Origin of the sequence: Planotetraspora mira, assembly GCF_016863275.1 — a bacterium.
GTDB lineage: Bacteria > Actinomycetota > Actinomycetes > Streptosporangiales > Streptosporangiaceae > Planotetraspora > Planotetraspora mira.
The window spans coordinates 263,583-280,780 of record NZ_BOOO01000001.1 but is presented as its reverse complement, the minus strand read 5'-3'; the positions used below and the strand labels follow the sequence as shown (position 1 = coordinate 280,780).

Here is a 17,198-nt window from a genome sequence, read left to right as displayed (position 1 = left end):
TGTCGCCCGTGGCATGAAATGTCCGTCCGGAGGTTCCCACCTATGTCGATGACCACATTCGGAGAGCCCTGCGTCCTGCTCAAGTTAGGCGAGGTCGTCCTCAAGGGCAGGAACCGCGAGCTGTTCGAGATGCGGTTGCGGGCGAACATCAAGGCCGCCCTCAAGGACTACTCGGTGGACATCCGCCAGCGGCACGGCGTCATCGCGCTGTTCCTCCCCGAGGGGACCGCCTACGAGGTCGCGGCGGCGGTGGCGCAGCGGGTGTCCGAGGTGCCCGGACTGGTCCTCATCCACCTCGCGTGGCGTGTCCCCAAGGACCCCGAGATCGTCACGAAGGCGGCCATCGAGCTCGTCAGGGACACCGACGAGGTGGCCCGCAAGGCGCACTTCGCCGTCCGATCGCGGCGCCGGGACAAGCGGTTCCCGCTGCGCTCCAACGAGCTGGACCGGCTCGTCGGCGGTGCGATCAACGACACCTACGGCCTGCCGGTGAGCCTGAAGAACCCCGAGCTGACCGTGCACATCGAGGTCGACAGGGACGAGGTGTTCCTGTTCACCGGCGGCATCCCCGGCCAGGGCGGCCTTCCGGTCGGCTCCAGCGGTCGTGGCCTGGTGCTCATGTCGGGCGGCATCGACTCCCCGGTCGCCGCGTACCGCATGATGCGCCGCGGACTTCGGGTGGACTTCCTGCACTTCTCCGGCATTCCGTTCACGACGTCGGAGTCGATCTACAAGGCGTACGCGCTGGTCCGCAACCTCGACAAGTTCCAGGGCAAGTCCCGCCTGTGGGTCGTGCCGTTCGGCAAGGCCCAGCAGTCGATCAGGGCGTCGGGCCAGGACCGGCTCGCCATGATCGCGCAGCGGCGGCTCATGCTGAAGACGGCCGAGGAGGTGGCCCACCGCATCCACGCCGAGGCTCTCGTCACGGGTGACTCGCTCGGCCAGGTCTCCTCCCAGACGCTGACCAACATCACCGCGCAGGACAACGCCGTCGACCTCCCGATCCTCCGGCCGCTGATCGGGCTGGACAAGACCGAGATCATCGCGGAGGCCCGCCGGATCGGCACCCTGGAGATCTCCGAGCTTCCCGACGAGGACTGCTGCACGCTGCTGGCTCCGCGTTCGGCGGAGACCCGGGCGAAGATCGAGGACCTGAAGCTGATCGAGAAGCGTCTGGACGCAGAAGACCTGGCATCCCAGCTGGCCGACTCCATCCGCCCCTACCGCCTGGACGCCGACACCTGACCCCCTCGGGCGTGATCATGCACAGGCTCGGGATTGCCCCACTTGACCTGCCCAAACCTTTTTGGTGATCATGCACAGGTTCGGAGAAAGGCCCCCCGACCAGCAGACTTCCTCGCCGTGATCATGCACGGATTCGGCGGAACCCCGGCTGACCAGCGCATATACGCCGCGTGATCATGCACGGGTTCCTCGATGGCCGGCCTGACCTGCGTGAACTCCGTGCGTGATCATGCACGGGCTCGTCCGGGCTCTCGCGGCCCGAGCGCCCCGCGAGACGGGCTTCCGATGGTGCTGTGACATCGCGGGATCGGCGGCCCACCCTCTGTACGGCATGCGCTGTGACGCGCATGCCGTACGAACCCGGCGGTGCATGATCACGAAAGGCGTCGGCGCAGGTCGAATGGGCCAATCGCGAATCTGTGCATGATCGCGCGGCGTATATGCGCTGGTCAGCCGGGGTCCCACCGAATCCGTGCATGATCACGGCCGGAGTGACCGCAGGTCAACTGGGCTCCCATCGAACCTGTGCATGATCACGGCGGGGGGAGGCGCAGGTCGGCTGGGGGTTCGCCGAACCTGTGCATGATCACGCCCGGGTGGGGGTGGTGGCCAGGGTGCGGGACATGAGCTTGGGGAACTCCTGCATGATCATGGCCAGCTCGTCCAGGTCGCCGTCGACCAGAGCCTGCGGGCCGTCGCACAGAGCCTCTTCGGGGTGCGGGTGCACATCGATGATCACGCCGTCGGCCCCGACCGCGATGGCCGACCGGGTCAGAGGCAGCACGAGGTCCCTGCGGCCGCCGGAGTGGGACGGGTCCACGATGACCGGCAGGTGGGACATCCGCTGCACCACCGGCACCGCCGAGATGTCCAGCGTGTTGCGGGTCGCCGTCTCGTAGGTCCTGATGCCCCGCTCGCACAGCACGATGTCGAGGTTCCCCCGCTGCGCGATGTACTCGGCCGCCATCAGCCATTCCTCGATCGTGGCGGTCATGCCCCGCTTGAGCATGACCGGCTTGCCCGCGGCGCCGACGGCCTGGAGCAGCGCGAAGTTCTGGGCGTTGCGGGTCCCCACCTGCAGCATGTCCGCGTAGGAGGCGACCAGCGCCACGTCGTGGGCGTCGACCACCTCGGTGACGATCGGCAGGCCCGTCTGCTCCCGGACGTCCGCCAGGATGCGCAGGCCCTTCTCCCCGAGTCCCTGGAAGGCGTACGGCGAGGTCCGCGGCTTGAACGCGCCGCCGCGCAGCAGGGTCGCACCCGCGGCCTTGGCCATCTCGGCGGCCTCGAGGGTCTGCGTGGGAGTCTCGACCGCGCACGGGCCGGCGATGAGCGTGACGGTGTCCGGGCCGATCGGGACCCCGCGGACGGTGACAGTGGACCGTTCGGGGTGGTTGTCCCTGCTGACCAGCTTGTACGGCGTGGACACACGCACCACGTCCGCCACGCCCGGCAGCCCCCGGAGGTTCAGTGCCGCGAACTGCTCCACGTCGCCGATCAGCCCGATGATCGTGCGGCTCACTCCCCGGCTGACGAAGGCCTCGCCTCCGGCGGAGGCGACGAGCCGGACGACCGACTCGATGTCGTCCTGCGTGGCTCCGGGGGCCATGACGATGACCATGTGACGCTCCTTCTGACTCCGTACGGCGGAAAATCGGTAGAAATCGGGAAATCGATTGATTCGATCTCGGCTGAGAGACGGTGGAACCCGGTAAAACGCAGAAGGCCCCGGATCCTTTCGGACCCGGGGCCTTCGTTCGCCTTGGCTGTCAGCGCAGCACGTGGAGGCGAACGGTCCTCACGGGTCCGTCGCCATACCAAAACGAGAAGCTACGCATGTCCCGCAATATATCCCATAGGCGGAAGCCCGCGTCGCCAGGCCATGGGGCCATGGTGAGTGATCTACCCCCGGGTGACAGTATTGGGGCGTGCCGGAGATGTCTGAGGAGGAGAACCGTCTGCCCCCGGGGCAGCACATCGCTCGAGGACGTCCCGTCATCCACTACGGCCGAGTGCCGACGTTCCGGCCGCAGACCTGGCGTTTCCAGGTGTTCGGGGCGACGGCGAGCGGCCAGGTGCACGAGTTCACCTGGGACCAGTTCGCCGGGCTGCCCAGGACGTCGGTGATCGCCGACTTCCACTGCGTGACCAAGTTCTCGATCATGGGCTACGAGTGGGCCGGCGTCTCCGCTCCCGAACTCCTGGAGCGCGTCCCTCCCGCGCCGGGCGTGCGTCACGTGATGATCTGGGCCGAGTACGGCTACAGCGCCAACGTCCGCATGGACGACTTCGCGCGGGAGTCGACGCTGTTCGCCACCGAACTCGAGGACAAACAGTTGTCGCCGGAACGGGGCTATCCCCTTCGGGCCGTCGTGCCCCACCTCTATGCGTGGAAAAGCGTGAAATGGGTGCGCGGGATCGAGTACCTGACGGATGACAGGCGCGGTTTCTGGGAGGAACGCGGCTATCACAACGTCGGCGACCCCTGGACGGAGCAGCGCTACTCATATCAGGAGGAGCCGGGCGACGGCCCTCTCTGAGGCGCGCCAGCCGTTACGGTGACCGGCGTGTCTGTTCTCGCCTGGCTGGGGCTCTGCGCCGTCACCGGAGCGCTCGGGTTCATCCTCGCCCGCGGGAGGCCGTGCCGCGGCGAGCTCGCGGGGGAGCCGACCTATCTGGCCCTCCACATCGCCGGGCTGGCGGCGCCCTCACTCCGCGCGGGCCTGAACGGCAACTCCGCCCGCAAGGCCGTACGGCATCTGCGCACGTTGCTGGGGACCTCGGCGCTGGCCATCACGTCGGCGGAGCGGGTGCTCGCCCGCGACGGGGACGGCGTCCCCGACGACGACCAGGTGCTCACGGAGGTCCGGGTCGTCATGATGGGCGGCCGCCCGCACGTGGTCGCGGGGGAGCCGAGCGCCGTGCTCGTGCCGCTCACGGTCGAGGGACGGATGATCGGCACGCTGGCGGTCTACGACGCCGAGGTCAGCGCCGTCCTGGTGCGCACGGCGACGGAGGTGGGGCGCTGGGTCTCCGGGCAGTTGGAGCTGGCCGAGCTGGACACCTCACGCAGGCGCATGCTGGAGGCCGAGATGCGGGCGTTGCGGGCGCAGATCTCGCCCCACTTCGTCTACAACTCGCTGACGACGATCGCCTCGTTCGTCCGCACCGATCCGGAACGGGCCCGAGAGCTGCTGCTGGACTTCGCCGACTTCACCCGCTACGCCCTGCGCAGGGTCCGCGACTTCACCACGCTTGCCGACGAGCTGAGCTGTGTGGACCGCTACCTCCTGCTGGAGCGCGCGAGGTTCGGCGACCGCCTGCGCTTCACCGTCCAGGTCGCGCCGGAGGTGTTGCGGGTCCCCGTGCCCTTCCTGTGCCTGCAGCCCCTGGTGGAGAACGCCATCAAGCACGGCATGCCCGGAGAGGTCCGCGTGGTGATCAAGGACGCCGGCCCCGAGGCGCACATCCTGGTCGAGGACGACGGGATCGGGATGGACCCCGAGCACGTCAGGGCGATCCTCGGCGAGGACGCCACGGCGGGGATCGGACTGAGCAACGTCGACCTGCGGATGCGGCACATCTACGGCCATGACTACGGCCTCGTGGTGGACTCGGCGCCCGGTGAGGGGACGCGAATCCGGCTAAGAGTGCCCAAATGCCACTCCGCCCACGACGTGCTGTAGTCGCGATATCACGGATTGTCGCCAGATGGCTTGCGCGGGAGGCGGGCCACGGGGCACGGTGTGGCCATGCTGCGCGTTCTCGCTGTCGACGACGAGGTCCCCGCCCTGTCCGAGCTCGCCTATCTCCTGAGACAGGATGCCCGCGTCGAGCACGTCACTACGGCGTCCGACGGTGGCGCCGCACTCCAGGACATGGTCCAGATGATCGCCGCAGGGGAACGCCTCGACGGAGTGTTCCTCGACGTGCGGATGCCGGGCCTCGACGGCCTGGACCTCGCCCGGCTGATCGGCGGCTTCCCCTCTCCGCCCCGTCTCATCTTCGTCAGCGCTCATGACTGCGCGGTCCAGGCGTTCGAACTCGAGGCCGTCGACTATCTGCTGAAGCCGGTACGCCCTGAGCGGCTGGCGGAGGCCGTACGGCGGCTGTGGGCCGCTGTGGCGCCCTCCACGGGAGAGGAGGCCGTCGACGTCATCCCCGTCGAGCTGGGCGGCCGGACGAAGTTCCTGGCGCAGCAGGACGTGTCCCATGCCGAGGCGCACGGCGACTACGTGCGGCTGCACACGGCGGACTCGACCTACCTGGTCCGCATGTCGCTGGCGGCGCTCGAGCGTCGCTGGGGCGGTTCCGGTTTCATCCGGGCCCACCGCAGCACACTGGTCAACGCCCGGCACGTCAGCGAGTTGCGTTTCGACGCCGGTCGAGTGGTCCTCCAGGTCGGCTCCAAGGTGCTCCCGGTGAGCAGGCGGCACACCCGGCAGGTGCGCGAGCAACTGGTCCGTCAGTTCAGGAGCGGACCGGTGCCCACCGCCGACGTCCGCTGAGCCGTACGACGCCTTCAGGAAACGGGGCCGGGAGCCCGCGGCCGACGTCCGCCGAGCCGTCCGAGGGCGGTGCGGGAGGCGTCGGGAGGCCGTTGTGCACCAGGAGCGACCGTTCGTCGCCTCAGGAACCCCGCTCATCGCGATTCGGCTCGCCGCATGGCGCGAACTAGAGACCGCTCGTCCGAAGGCCCATCCGGCCGTGTGATTACGGCTCGTAGTCTTTCCCGCGTCGGAAGACACGCGGGGTAGTCATCGAAGTGAGCAAGTTGTCACCTTGGGGCTACCGGGCGGGCCCTACCGGGGGGGAGGGCCCGGCTCCGCGTGACGGGGGGCGTCCGCAGGAGCGGTCCGGCCATACGGGGGCGCCGGATCGCAGCGGGGTACGGCGTCCGGGGGACGCCGTGATCAGAGGTGACGGTTCAGGGGCGCCGTCACCAGAGGATGGCGGTCCGGGGGGACGTCATCCGGTGAAGGCGGCCGTCGGGGGGCGCCGTCATCACGGAGGCGGCGGTCCGGGGGGACGCCGCGAGGAGAAGGGCGGCGGGACGGCGTCTGGGGGCGCCGTCCCCCAGCGCGGGCCGGGTCAGGCGCTCCGGGAGTCGCAGGCCGGGTCAGGCGCTCCGGAGCTTCTTGAGGAGTTCGATGTCCTCCCGGTGCTTGTCGCCCTTGCCCGGCGTCTCGATGCAGAGCGAGATCCCGGCGGCGACCGGATGACGCATGAGATCGGCGAACGCCTGCGCGCCGATGTGACCGGCGCCGATGTTCTCGTGCCGGTCCTTCTTGGAGCCGCACACGTCCTTGGAGTCGTTGGCGTGGATCAGCCGGAGGCGGCCCGGGGCGATCTCGTGCAGCGCGTCGAGGGTGGCCCCCACCCCGTCGGGGGCGGCGAGGTCGTGCCCGGCCGCGAACGCGTGGCAGGTGTCCAGGCAGACGCCCACCTTGGGGTGATGATCGAGGGCCTCCAGGTAGGGGCCGAGATCCTGCACGGTGGCGCACAACATCTGGCCCTGCCCGGCCATGGGCTCGAGCAGCAGGTCGGGCCCGTCCTCGCCGACCTCGTCGAGCAGGGGCAGCAGGTGCTCGCGCACCTGGCGCATGGCGTCCTCGCGCGACTGGCTGACGGCCGAGCCGGTGTGGACGACCACGCCGCGAGCCCCGATCTGAGCCGCGCGGCGCAGCGTGTGGCGGGTCACCGCGACCGAGTTCTCCAGGGTCGCCGGAGTGGGCGAGCCGAAGTTGATCAGGTAGTTGGCGTGGACGAAGGTCTGCACGCCCGAGGCGGCCAGCTTCTCGTCCTCGGCCGGGTTGCCCACGCTGAGGGCCCAGCCCCGCGGGTTGGTCACGAAGATCTGGATCATCTCCGCACCGATCTCGGCGGCGTATTTCAGCCCGCCGGTCGCCAGGCCCCCCGTGACGAACACGTGCCCGCCGATGAGATTCGTTGAAGTCATGATGCGTCCAGCGTAATGTCGGCCCCTTTGTGACCGCTCCCTTTGTGTCAACGTACAAACCGGAGCGGGTGCGGGGACGGGCACTTGGGAGTTCCCGCTGCTGGACCTGGTCCGCCCAGAGTTGTCTACTGGCTGCCATGCGTGAAATCAGCCCGGAGGACCTGCGCTCCTGCTGCGCGTCCGCCGCCTGGGTGTCGGCGGTCGCGCGGCGGGGGCCGTACCGGGACCTCGCCGGGCTGATCGACGCGGGGGAGGCGGCGATCGCTGACCTGAGCTGGTCCGACGTGGAGGAGGCGCTGTCGGCGCATCCCCGGATCGGCGAGCGGCGGGCGGGAGACGGCAAAGAGGCCGCGTGGTCGCGGAGCGAGCAGTCGGGGACCGCGACGGCCGGCCAGGCGGTGCTCGACGCGATCCGGGAGGGCAACGCCGCCTACGAGGAGCGTTTCGGGCACGTCTACCTGGTCTGTGCGACCGGCCGCAGTGCCGAGGAGATGCTCGTGTTCCTGCGCGAACGGCTCGCGGGCGACGAGGAGTCCGAACGGAAGATCGTCCGCGAGGAGCTGACCGCGATCGTGAAGCTGAGGCTGGCGAAGCTGTGGGAGGGCCGATGAGCCTGTCCACCCATGTGCTCGACACCGTCACCGGACGGCCCGCCCCCGACCTGTTCGTACGGCTCTCGCGCCGCGCGGCGCACGGGTTCGTGCCGGTCGCCGAGGGGCGGACGGACGGCGACGGCCGCATCCGCGAGTGGTCGCCCCTCGGCCGCGAGTGGATCGCGGACGGCGACCCGCGACCCGGGACCTACCGGCTCGTGTTCGACACGGCCGCCTACCTGGGGCAGGACGCCTTCTTCCCCGAGGTCAGCATCGTCTTCACCATCCGCGACGCCGGCGAGCACCATCACGTGCCGCTGCTGCTCAGCCCGTTCGCCTACTCGACCTATCGGGGGAGCTAGCTTGATCATCTTGGGTCCCAACAGGTACGGCAAGGCCGAGACGAGGGTGGTGCGGGTCACCAGACACGGCGACGCCCACCACATCAAGGACCTCAACGTCAGCACCTCGCTGTCCGGAGACATGGCCGAGGTGCATCTCAGCGGGGACAACTCGGCTGTGCTGGCCACCGACACGCAGAAGAACACGGTCCACGCGTTCGCCAAGAAGCACGGCGTGGGCGCGATCGAGGACTTCGCCCTGCTCCTGGCCCGTCACTTCGTGGACTCCCAGCCGACCGTCCACCACGCGCGGGTCGCGATCGAGGAGTACTCCTGGGAGCGCAACGGCTCCTCCGGGCACTCCTTCGTGCGATCGGGCGGGGAGACCCGCACCTGCGTGGCCCACTACGACGGCTCCCAGGCCTGGGTCGTCTCCGGGCTGACCGGCCTGGTCGTCCTCAACACCACGAACTCGGAGTTCTGGGGCTACATCAAGGACGAGTACACGACGTTGCCGGAGACCCGCGACCGCATCCTCGCCACGGCCGTGGACGCCACCTGGCGGCACGCCGCTCCGGACGGCGGCGCCTACGACAAGTCGTACGAGAACGCCAGGCAGGCGCTCCTCGCGGCCTTCGCGGGGACCTACAGCCTCTCCCTGCAGCAGACCCTCTACGCCATGGGGTCCCGCGTGCTGAAGGACTGCCCCGAGATCTGCGAGGTACGGCTCTCGCTGCCCAACAAGCACCACTTCCTCGTGGACCTTTCGCCGTTCGACCTGGACAACGACGGAGAGGTGTACTTCGCCGCCGATCGGCCGTACGGGCTCATCGAGGGCGCCGTCCTGCGTGAGGACGCCCCCGGCGCCGGACCGGCCTGGGACTAGCGCCATGGACTTCCTGCGCCCTGTCACCTGGGAACAAGCTCTGGCGTACAAGGCCGAACGGCCGGAGGCGACGCCGATCCAGGGCGGCACCGACGTCATGGTGGAGATCAACCTCGACAAGGGGCGGCCCGCCGCCCTCCTCGACCTGAATCCCGTGGCCGAGCTGACCCGGTGGTCGGCGGAGGGGACCGAGATCCGCGTGGGATCCGGGGTGACCTACACCCGGCTGATCGCCGAACTGGGGCCGCTCCTGCCCGGTCTCGCGCAGGCGTCCCGGACCGTCGGGTCGCCGCAGATCCGCAACAGGGGCACCGTCGCGGGCAACCTCGGCGCCGCCTCACCGGCAGGGGACGCGCATCCGCCGCTACTGGCCTCCGGCGCCATCGTGGAGGCGGAATCGGTGCGCGGGACGCGGATCATCCCGATCGCCGAGTTCTACACCGGAGTGAAACGCAACGCGCTGCGGCCGGACGAGCTGATCCGCGCGGTGCGCATCCCCGCGGCGACCGGCCCGCAGTACTTCTCCAAGATCGGCACCAGGAACGCCATGGTGATCGCGGTCTGCTCCTTCGCCGTGGCCCTGCATCCCGGGGAGCGGCGCGTGGGAACGGGCATCGGGTCCGCGGCGCCCACTCCCCGGCGCGCGCCGGAGGCGGAGGAGTTCGTCGCCGCCGAGCTCGACTGGGAGGGCCGCTCGCCACTGGATCCCGAGGCCGCCCGCAGGTTCGGCGAGCTCGTCGCCGGAGCGGCCGCGCCCATCGACGACGTGCGCGGGCGGGCGGACTACCGGCTGCATTCGCTGGCCGTGATGGCTCGCCGCACGCTCGGGTGGGCATGGAACGACTACACGGGGAGGGGGCCGGCATGAGGGTGAACATCAGTGTCAACGGCGAGTCGATGGCCGCGGACGACGTATGGGAGGGCGAGAGCCTCCTCTACGTCCTCAGGGAACGGCTAGGCCTGCCGGGGGCGAAGAACGCCTGCGAGCAGGGCGAGTGCGGTTCGTGCACGGTCTACCTGGACGGAACCCCGGTCTGCGCCTGCCTGGTCGCGGCCGGCCAGGCGGAGGGCCGGGACGTGATCACGGTGGAGGGCCTGGCCTCGGGCGGGGAACTGGACGAGGTTCAGCGGTCCTTCGTGGAGGCGGGAGCCGTACAGTGCGGGTTCTGCACTCCCGGGCTGATCGTCCAGGCGCATTCGCTGATCGAGAGCACGCCCGGGGTCCCCGCGGACGCCGAGATCCGCGAGGCCCTGGCCGGCAACCTCTGCCGATGCACCGGATACGAGAAGATCCTCGACGCCGTCCGCCTGGCCGCCGCCCGCAAACACCAGCCGTGATCATGCACACCTTCGTGATCATGCCGCCCTGCCTGCGAGCCTCCCGTGCGTGATCATGCACGCGTTCGGAGAACACCCCTCCGGCCTGCCCGTTCTCCGAGCGTGATCATGCGCACCTTCGCTGCCGACCACTCTGACCTGCGAGTTTCCTGTGCGTGATCATGCAATACGGCGAGTCGTCATCGAGAACGCCCACATCGTCCCGATCGTCGGGCAGGAGATCTCCTCCGGCCACATCGTGATCGAGGACGACCGGATCACGGCCGTCGGCCCGGGCGCGGCGCCAGCCGTACCCGAGGGCGCGCAGCGCGTCGACGGATCCGGCTGCCTGGCGACCCCGGGGTTCGTCAACACCCACCACCACCTCTACCAGTGGGCCTCGCAGGGCATCACGCCCGACGGGACGCTGTTCGAGTGGCTGGTCGCCAGCTACCGGTTGTGGGGACGGATGGACGCCGAGGTGGTGTCGGGAGCGGCGACGGCCGGGCTGGCCTGGCTGGCCAGGTCGGGCTGCACGACGTCGACCGACCACCACTACGTCTTCCCCAAGGGGCGCGGCGACCTGTTCGACGCCGAGATCGAGGCGGCCCGGCAGGTGGGCGTGCGGTTCCATCCGTGCCGCGGCTCGATGGACCGCGGCCAGTCCCAGGGCGGGCTGCCGCCGGACGACCTCGTCGAGGGGGCCGACGAGGTTCTCCAGGCGACCGAGGACGCCATCCGCAAATATCATGATCCGTCGTTCGGCTCGATGCTCCGCGTCGCCGTCGCGCCCTGCTCGCCGTTCTCGGTGACCGGCGAACTGATGCTCAGGTCCGCGGAGCTCGCCCGCTCGTACGGCGTCCGCCTGCACACCCACATCGCGGAGACCGCGGACGAGGACGAGCACTGCAGAGCGCAGTTCGGCATGCTCCCGGTCGAGTACCTCGAGCAGCTCAACTGGCTCGGCCCGGACGTGTGGCTCGCCCACTGCGTCCATCTGACCGACGCCGACATCCGACGTTTCGCCCAGACCGGCACGGGCACGGCCCACTGTCCCTCGTCCAACGGACGCCTCGGCGCGGGCATCGCCCGCATCTCCGACCTGCTCCGCGAGGGCGCCCCGGTCGGCCTCGGCGTCGACGGCGCGGCCTCCAGCGAGATGACCCCGCTCGCGGGCGAGGTGCGGATGGCGATGCTCATGCAGCGCGCCCGGTACGGCCCGCGCGCGCTGACCGCCCGCCAGGCACTCGAACTGGCCACCATCGGCGGGGCCAGGTGCCTCGGCCGTGAGAAGGAGATCGGCTCCCTGGAGCCGGGCAAACTGGCCGACATCGCCCTGTGGCGGCTCGGCGGCTACCACGCGGCGATCGACGATCCCGTCGTGGCGTTCGCGTACGGTCAGACCCCGCCCCTGGCCAGGCTCCTGGTGGGCGGCCGGACGGTGGTCGAGGACGGCGAGCTGCGGACGGTCTCCGACGCCGAGGCCGCGCAGGCGGGGGCACGGGCCCACCGCCGGCTGCTGGCGGCCGCCGAGTGAGCGCCGCCGAGCGCGCCCCGGACGCCGCCGAGCACGTTCCGGATGCCAGGGCCGCGGACGAGCCGTACGACCTGGTCGTCCGGTCGCGCCGGGCCGTCACCCCCGAGGGGGAGCGCCCGCTGGCGGTGGCCGTACGAGCGGGCAGGATCGCGGCCCTCCGCCCCTATGACGAGCCGCCGCCCGCGCGGGAGACCGTCGGCCTCGGCGACCTCGCGTTGCTGCCCGGTCTGGTGGACACGCACGTCCACGTCAACGAGCCCGGGCGTACGCACTGGGAGGGGTTCGCCTCGGCCACCAGGGCGGCCGCCGCCGGAGGCGTGACGACGATCGTCGACATGCCGCTCAACTCGCTGCCGCCCACGGTCGACGTCGCCTCCCTGGAGGTCAAGCGGAAGGCGGCCCGGGGGCAGTGTCACGTCGACGTCGGCTTCTGGGGCGGGGCCGTGCCCGGCAACGTGGCGGATCTGCGGCCGTTGCACGAGGCCGGCGTCTTCGGCGTCAAGTGTTTCCTGTCTCCCTCAGGTGTCGACGAGTTCCCCGCGCTCGATCGCGACGGCCTCAGGACCGCGCTCGTGGAGCTGGCGTCGTTCGACGGGCTGCTCATCGCACACGCGGAGGATCCCGCCGCGCTGACCGAACCGACCGGCCCGACATATCCGGACTTCTTGAGGTCTCGTACTCCGGACGCCGAGCGGAGAGCCGTCGAGCAGGTCATCGAGCTCGCCGCGGAGACGGGAGCACGCGCCCACATCGTGCACGTCTCGGCCGCCGCCTGCATCGAGCCGCTGCGCCAGGCTCAGCGGGACGGCGTGCGGATCAGTGCCGAGACGTGTCCCCACTACCTCTGCCTGACCGCCGAGGAGGTCACGGGACCGGCGTACAAGTGTTGCCCGCCCGTCAGGGAGGCCGCCAACCGCGACGCCCTCTGGCAGGCACTCGCGGACGGCGTGCTGATGGGGATCGTCTCCGACCACTCGCCGTCGACGCCCGATCTCAAGGTGCCCGACTTCGCCGCGGCGTGGGGTGGCGTCTCCTCGCTCCAGCTCGGACTGCCCGTCGTGTGGACCGCCGCCCTCTCCCGGGGGTACGGCCTGCCCGACGTCGTCAGATGGATGGCCCGGGGGCCCGCGGCGCTGGCCGGCCTGCCGTACAAGGGAGACCTGCGGGTCGGCGCGGACGCCGACCTGGTGGCGTTCGACCCGGCGGCCGAGTTCACGGTCGACGTGGCGGCGCTGCACCATCGCAACCCGGTCTCGCCCTACGACGGCAGGACGCTGACGGGCGTCGTGCGGACCACATGGTCACGCGGTGTGCCGGTCGACTACGTCACGCCGACCGGAAGGTTCCTGACCCCAGGGAGATGAGATGACGGACTTCACCCGCTTGCCCGATCTTGCCCTTCGGACGTACGGCGGGGCCGTCGTCGCCGCCAACGACGAGTCGTTCGCGGAGCGTGAGGCGCTCATCCGGCCGGGCCCGCCGTCGTTCCAGCCGCACACGTTCGGAGCGAAGGGCCAGCTTTACGACGGCTGGGAGACCAGGAGGCGCCGTGAGCCGGGGCACGACTGGGCGATCGTCCGGCTCGGCCTCCCCGGTGTGATCAGGGGGATCGTGATCGACACCGCCTGGTTCAAGGGCAACTACCCGCCCCACGCGTCCGCCGAGGCGTGCACCGTGGACGGCCTGTCCACGCCGGGGGAGCTCGCCGAGCGGGCCGACTGGGTGGAGATCGTGCCGACGAGCGCGCTCAAGGGCGACACCGCCCACCTGTTCGAGGTCGCGGACCCGCGCCGTTTCACCCATGTGCGGTTGAACATCTTCCCCGACGGGGGCGTGGCCAGGCTGCGCGTGCACGGGGAGGTCGTGCCCGACCCCACGTTCCTGAGTGGGCTCACCGTTGATCTCGCGGCACTGGAGAACGGGGGTCTCGTGATCGCCTGCTCCGACGAGTTCTACTCCTCGCCCAACAACGTCATCGCGCCGGGACTGTCCAGGAACCAGGCCGAGGGATGGGAGACCGCCCGGCGCAGGGACGGCGGCAACGACTGGCTGGTCGTGGCGCTCGCGGGCGCAGGCACCGTGGCCGTGGCCGAACTCGACACGACGAACCTCGTCTTCAACGCGCCCGGCTGGGCCTCGCTCAGCGGGATCGACGCGGGGGAGGCGGCGCTGGACGACGGGGAGGCGTGGTTCCCGCTGCTTGCCCGGACGCGGCTGCAGCCGGACACCCGGCATCGCTTCCGCCTCGACAGCGACCGCAGGATGACCCACGCCCGGCTCGACATCTACCCCGACGGCGGCCTCGGACGACTCCGCCTGCTCGGCTCGCTCGCCCCCTGACCTGGCCGCGGTCCGCCCTGGCGCCTCACCGAAGCCGAAGCCGAAACCGACGCCGACTTCGGAGCAGGGCCAGGGGCAGGACCGCGGGACAGGGTGTCAGTGCCAGATCATGATCGTGGTGCCGGCCGGTTGCTGACCGAGAGGCTGCTCGCCCACCACCCGCTGGGTGCCGACGAGGTTGCGGGTCTTCACCTTGAAGCCCGCCGCCTTCAGCTCGTTCTGGGCGTCCTGCACGTTCTTGAACCGCACATCAGGCACGTTGACCAGGTTGGCCTGCTGGTCGCCGTTGTTCTCCCACGGCCAGTGGAAGCCCTGATCGGGGCCTCGGGAGACTGTCAGGCGGACGTTCGCTCCGGCCACGGTCTCCGAGCCGCCCGCCGGATCCTGGGCGATGACGGTCCCCGGCGCGGTGTCGTCCGCGGTCTCGTCGATCTGGACGTTGAAGCCCTTCTCGCGGAGGAACTGCTCGGCCTGGTCGCGCATCATCTGCGTGACGTCCGGCATGAGCAGGCCCGCGCTGACCACGAGGTTGACGGTCGAGTTCTTCCTGACGCGCTTACCCACGTCGGGGCTCGTCTTGACGATGAGGCCGCGGGCCACGGTGTCGCTCGCGGTCTTGCTCACGCGCCCGACGTTCAGGCCGGCCTGCCCGATCGCCTCGCGGGCGTCCGCCTCGCTGAGACCCTGGACCTTCGGCACCGGCACGGTCTCCGGGCCGGCCGACGGGATGAGCGTGATCCGTGCGCCCTTGTCCACCTCGGTCCCGGCCACGGGGTCGGACTCGAGCACCAGGTCCTTTTCCACGTGGTCGTCGAAGCGCGCCTTCCCGACCGTGACGACGAAGCCCTGCTGCTCGGCCGCATGCTTGGCGACCGTGATGTTCTGGTTGAGCAGGTCGGGCACCTTCGTGTAGCGCCCCTGCGAGAACCACCAGCCGGTGAGCGCCACGCCGGCGACCATCAGCAGGGCGAGGCCGGCGATGAACCAGGTCGACCGCCTCTTCAGCACGTTGCGGCGGGGACCGTCCGGCGGCGCGGTCATCAGATCGGTCCGCGGCTGGATCATCGTGTGGTTGGGCGGTGCCGGCGTGTGGTGCCCGGGGGCGAGGTACTGCCCCGTGCTGTACGGCTCGGCCGGCATGGCCGCCGTGGAGAGGGAGACGGGAGCGGCGTGCTGACCCGCCTTGGGCGTCTTGGGCAGAACGCGGTGCACCTCGACGGCGGCGACCAGCATCGCCGTGGCGTCGGAGGGACGCCTGGCGGGATCGCGATCGGTGGCCGCCGCGACCAGGGCGTCGAGTTGCGGCGCGATGTCGCCGACGACGGCGGACGGGACGGGGACGCTGTCGTGGACGTGCCGGTAGGCGACCGACATCGGTGTGTCGCCCTCGTACGGCTGCCGCCCGGTCAGCAACTCGAACAACATGATGCCGACGGCGTAGACGTCGCTGCGGGAGTCCGCGAGACCGGCCGTGACCTGCTCGGGCGACATGTAGCCGATCGTGCCGATCATGATGCCGGTCTTGGTCTGGTTCGTCGCCTCGACGGCGCGCGCAAGGCCGAAGTCGACGACCTTCACGCGGCCGTCGTCGGTGAGCAGGACGTTCTCCGGCTTGACGTCCCGGTGGACGAGGCCGGCCTGGTGGGCCGCGCCGAGCGCGGCCAGCACCGGGATGACGATCTCCAGCGCTTCGCGCGCGGGTAGGCGGCCTCGCTTGCGCAGGACGTCGCGCAGCGTCCGGCCGGGCACGTACTCCATCGAGAGATAGACGTGCTTGCCGTCGGTGCCCTGGTCGAAGACCTGCACGATGTTGGGGTGGCTGAGGCTGGCCACGGACCTGGCCTCGCCGATGAACCGCCGCACGAACTGGGGGTCCTCGGCAAGCGTGTGGTGCATCACCTTGACGGCGACCGTACGATCGAGCCGGACGTCCAGAGCAAGATAGACGGAGGCCATTCCACCCCGGGCGATCCGGGACTCGACGCGGTAGCGCCCGTCGAGCACATGCCCCACGATCGGGTCGGTTAGCGTCGTGTCCACGCGCCCGAGTTTAAGGGTGATTTGCCACTCGCCGGGCTCGGGAATCCCAAACTGAGACCTTTTCCGCCGTCAATTCGACGCCGATGGAAAGGTCACTTGCTGCGATAACCGTAATTTACGGCGGCCTTGACCCCTGGTGATGGGCCGGAGGCACGCCGGCCGGGTTCAGGCCGTCCGAGAGGGCGACGACGCCTCCGCGTACCGCCGCATGGGGATGCGTCCCGCGATGCGGGCCGCCCGCCCGGCCGTGACGGCGTGACGCATGGCGGCGGCCATCAGGCCGGGCCGTTGTGCCCTGGTCACGGCGCTCGCGAGAAGCACGGCGTCGCAGCCGAGTTCCATCGCCAGCGCGGCGTCGCTCGCCGTGCCGATGCCCGCGTCGAGGATCACCGGGACTCCGGCGGACTCCACGATCAGCTCGATGTTGTGCGGGTTGCGGATGCCGAGCCCCGAGCCGATCGGGGCGCCGAGCGGCATCACCGCGGCGCACCCGGCCTGCTCCAGCCTGCGGGCCAGCGCCGGGTCGTCGCCGATGTAGGGGAGCACGACGAACCCGTCCGCGACCAGCCGTTCTGCCGCGTCGAAGGTCTCGATGGGGTCGGGCAGCAGGGTCCGCTCGTCGGCGATGACCTCGAGCTTGACCCAGTTCGTCTCCAGGGCCTCCCTGGCCAGCCGCGCGGTGAGGACGGCCTCCCCGGCGGTGAAGCATCCCGCCGTGTTGGGCAGCACCTTGATGCCCTTCCTGCGCAGCACGTCGAGCACCGACCCCCGCGCCGCCGGGTCGAGCCGGCGCATCGCCACCGTGGTGATCTCGGTGCCCGACTCCTCCAACGCCTCCTCGAGGACGTCGAGCGAGGGGGCGCCGCCGGTCCCCATGATCAGCCGGGAGGCGAACTTCTCCCCGCCCAGGGCCAGCACGTCGTCCATGCCCACTTCCGCT

General features: G+C 70.3%; 16 protein-coding genes. 12 read left to right on the top strand and 4 right to left on the bottom strand.

Annotated features, from left to right (window positions below):
* The first annotated feature begins 42 nt into the window (after positions 1–42).
* The gene (thiI, locus tag Pmi06nite_RS01280; RefSeq protein ID WP_203950892.1) at positions 43–1,245 is read left to right on the top strand and encodes a tRNA uracil 4-sulfurtransferase ThiI; all 1,203 of its coding nucleotides are present in this window, start codon (positions 43–45) and stop codon (positions 1,243–1,245) included.
* Between the two features lie 586 nt (positions 1,246–1,831).
* On the opposite strand, the gene aroF is transcribed toward thiI, so the two are convergent.
* On the bottom strand, positions 1,832–2,866 hold the full coding sequence (aroF, locus tag Pmi06nite_RS01275) for a 3-deoxy-7-phosphoheptulonate synthase (protein ID WP_203950891.1): 1,035 nt from the start codon (positions 2,864–2,866) through the stop codon (positions 1,832–1,834).
* A 316-nt stretch (positions 2,867–3,182) separates the two neighbouring features.
* Here aroF and Pmi06nite_RS01270 point away from each other — a divergent pair, with 316 nt between their 5' ends.
* From Pmi06nite_RS01270 to Pmi06nite_RS01260, 3 genes are all read left to right on the top strand, one after another.
* Complete coding sequence (locus Pmi06nite_RS01270; protein ID WP_203951017.1) at positions 3,183–3,785, top strand: sulfite oxidase-like oxidoreductase; 603 nt, start codon at positions 3,183–3,185, stop codon at positions 3,783–3,785.
* Between the two features lie 27 nt (positions 3,786–3,812).
* Positions 3,813–4,931: a sensor histidine kinase gene (locus Pmi06nite_RS01265; RefSeq protein ID WP_203950890.1), complete on the top strand. Its 1,119-nt coding sequence runs from the start codon at positions 3,813–3,815 to the stop codon at positions 4,929–4,931.
* 66 nt (positions 4,932–4,997) lie between these two features.
* Positions 4,998–5,753 carry a LytR/AlgR family response regulator transcription factor gene (locus Pmi06nite_RS01260; protein WP_203950889.1) on the top strand — a complete coding sequence of 252 codons (756 nt, stop codon included), beginning with the start codon at positions 4,998–5,000 and terminating at the stop codon, positions 5,751–5,753.
* A 611-nt stretch (positions 5,754–6,364) separates the two neighbouring features.
* On the opposite strand, the gene Pmi06nite_RS01255 is transcribed toward Pmi06nite_RS01260, so the two are convergent.
* The gene (locus Pmi06nite_RS01255) at positions 6,365–7,204 is read right to left on the bottom strand and encodes a deoxyribonuclease IV (protein ID WP_203950888.1); all 840 of its coding nucleotides are present in this window, start codon (positions 7,202–7,204) and stop codon (positions 6,365–6,367) included.
* A gap of 137 nt (positions 7,205–7,341) precedes the next feature.
* On the opposite strand from Pmi06nite_RS01255, the gene uraD reads away from it, so the two are divergent.
* From uraD to alc, 8 genes are all read left to right on the top strand, one after another.
* Positions 7,342–7,815 carry a 2-oxo-4-hydroxy-4-carboxy-5-ureidoimidazoline decarboxylase gene (uraD, locus tag Pmi06nite_RS01250; RefSeq protein WP_203950887.1) on the top strand — a complete coding sequence of 158 codons (474 nt, stop codon included), beginning with the start codon at positions 7,342–7,344 and terminating at the stop codon, positions 7,813–7,815.
* The gene (uraH, locus tag Pmi06nite_RS01245) at positions 7,812–8,159 is read left to right on the top strand and encodes a hydroxyisourate hydrolase (RefSeq protein ID WP_203950886.1); all 348 of its coding nucleotides are present in this window, start codon (positions 7,812–7,814) and stop codon (positions 8,157–8,159) included. The genes uraD and uraH overlap by 4 nt, the downstream gene beginning before the upstream one ends.
* A gap of 4 nt (positions 8,160–8,163) precedes the next feature.
* A complete protein-coding gene (pucL, locus tag Pmi06nite_RS01240) occupies positions 8,164–9,024 on the top strand; it encodes a factor-independent urate hydroxylase (RefSeq protein WP_239113478.1) in 861 nt (286 codons plus the stop codon).
* 4 nt (positions 9,025–9,028) lie between these two features.
* Positions 9,029–9,892, top strand: coding sequence for an FAD binding domain-containing protein (locus Pmi06nite_RS01235; protein ID WP_203950885.1), 864 nt, complete (start codon positions 9,029–9,031; stop codon positions 9,890–9,892).
* Positions 9,889–10,362, top strand: coding sequence for a (2Fe-2S)-binding protein (locus Pmi06nite_RS01230; RefSeq protein WP_203950884.1), 474 nt, complete (start codon positions 9,889–9,891; stop codon positions 10,360–10,362). Before Pmi06nite_RS01235 ends, Pmi06nite_RS01230 begins: the two co-directional genes overlap by 4 nt.
* 151 nt (positions 10,363–10,513) lie before the next feature.
* Entirely contained in the window at positions 10,514–11,878 is a 1,365-nt protein-coding gene (locus Pmi06nite_RS01225) for an 8-oxoguanine deaminase (RefSeq protein ID WP_239113444.1), read from the top strand.
* Positions 11,875–13,242 (top strand): allantoinase AllB, encoded by a 1,368-nt coding sequence (gene allB, locus Pmi06nite_RS01220; RefSeq protein WP_203950883.1) that lies wholly within the window; start codon positions 11,875–11,877, stop codon positions 13,240–13,242. Before Pmi06nite_RS01225 ends, allB begins: the two co-directional genes overlap by 4 nt.
* Position 13,243: 1 nt before the next feature.
* Positions 13,244–14,218: an allantoicase gene (gene alc, locus Pmi06nite_RS01215; protein ID WP_203950882.1), complete on the top strand. Its 975-nt coding sequence runs from the start codon at positions 13,244–13,246 to the stop codon at positions 14,216–14,218.
* A 96-nt stretch (positions 14,219–14,314) separates the two neighbouring features.
* On the opposite strand, the gene pknB is transcribed toward alc, so the two are convergent.
* Positions 14,315–16,258, bottom strand: a complete 1,944-nt coding sequence (gene pknB, locus Pmi06nite_RS01210; protein ID WP_203950881.1) for a Stk1 family PASTA domain-containing Ser/Thr kinase — start codon at positions 16,256–16,258, stop codon at positions 14,315–14,317.
* Positions 16,259–16,423: 165 nt separating this feature from the next.
* Complete coding sequence (locus tag Pmi06nite_RS01205) at positions 16,424–17,185, bottom strand: thiazole synthase (RefSeq protein ID WP_203951014.1); 762 nt, start codon at positions 17,183–17,185, stop codon at positions 16,424–16,426.
* Positions 17,186–17,198: the final 13 nt, after the last annotated feature.

Excerpts from the sequence above, each read along its gene's own strand:
- Pmi06nite_RS01205 (WP_203951014.1), bottom strand. The coding sequence starts at position 17,185 with ATGGACGACGTGCTGGCCCTGGGCGGGGAGAAGTTCGCCTCCCGGCTG.
- Pmi06nite_RS01270 (WP_203951017.1), top strand. The coding sequence starts at position 3,183 with ATGTCTGAGGAGGAGAACCGTCTGCCCCCGGGGCAGCACATCGCTCGA.
- uraD (WP_203950887.1), top strand. The coding sequence starts at position 7,342 with ATGCGTGAAATCAGCCCGGAGGACCTGCGCTCCTGCTGCGCGTCCGCC.
- Pmi06nite_RS01260 (WP_203950889.1), top strand. The coding sequence starts at position 4,998 with ATGCTGCGCGTTCTCGCTGTCGACGACGAGGTCCCCGCCCTGTCCGAG.
- thiI (WP_203950892.1), top strand. The coding sequence starts at position 43 with ATGTCGATGACCACATTCGGAGAGCCCTGCGTCCTGCTCAAGTTAGGC.
- alc (WP_203950882.1), top strand. The coding sequence starts at position 13,244 with ATGACGGACTTCACCCGCTTGCCCGATCTTGCCCTTCGGACGTACGGC.
- aroF (WP_203950891.1), bottom strand. The coding sequence starts at position 2,866 with ATGGTCATCGTCATGGCCCCCGGAGCCACGCAGGACGACATCGAGTCG.
- Pmi06nite_RS01235 (WP_203950885.1), top strand. The coding sequence starts at position 9,029 with ATGGACTTCCTGCGCCCTGTCACCTGGGAACAAGCTCTGGCGTACAAG.
- Pmi06nite_RS01255 (WP_203950888.1), bottom strand. The coding sequence starts at position 7,204 with ATGACTTCAACGAATCTCATCGGCGGGCACGTGTTCGTCACGGGGGGC.
- uraH (WP_203950886.1), top strand. The coding sequence starts at position 7,812 with ATGAGCCTGTCCACCCATGTGCTCGACACCGTCACCGGACGGCCCGCC.
- Pmi06nite_RS01230 (WP_203950884.1), top strand. The coding sequence starts at position 9,889 with ATGAGGGTGAACATCAGTGTCAACGGCGAGTCGATGGCCGCGGACGAC.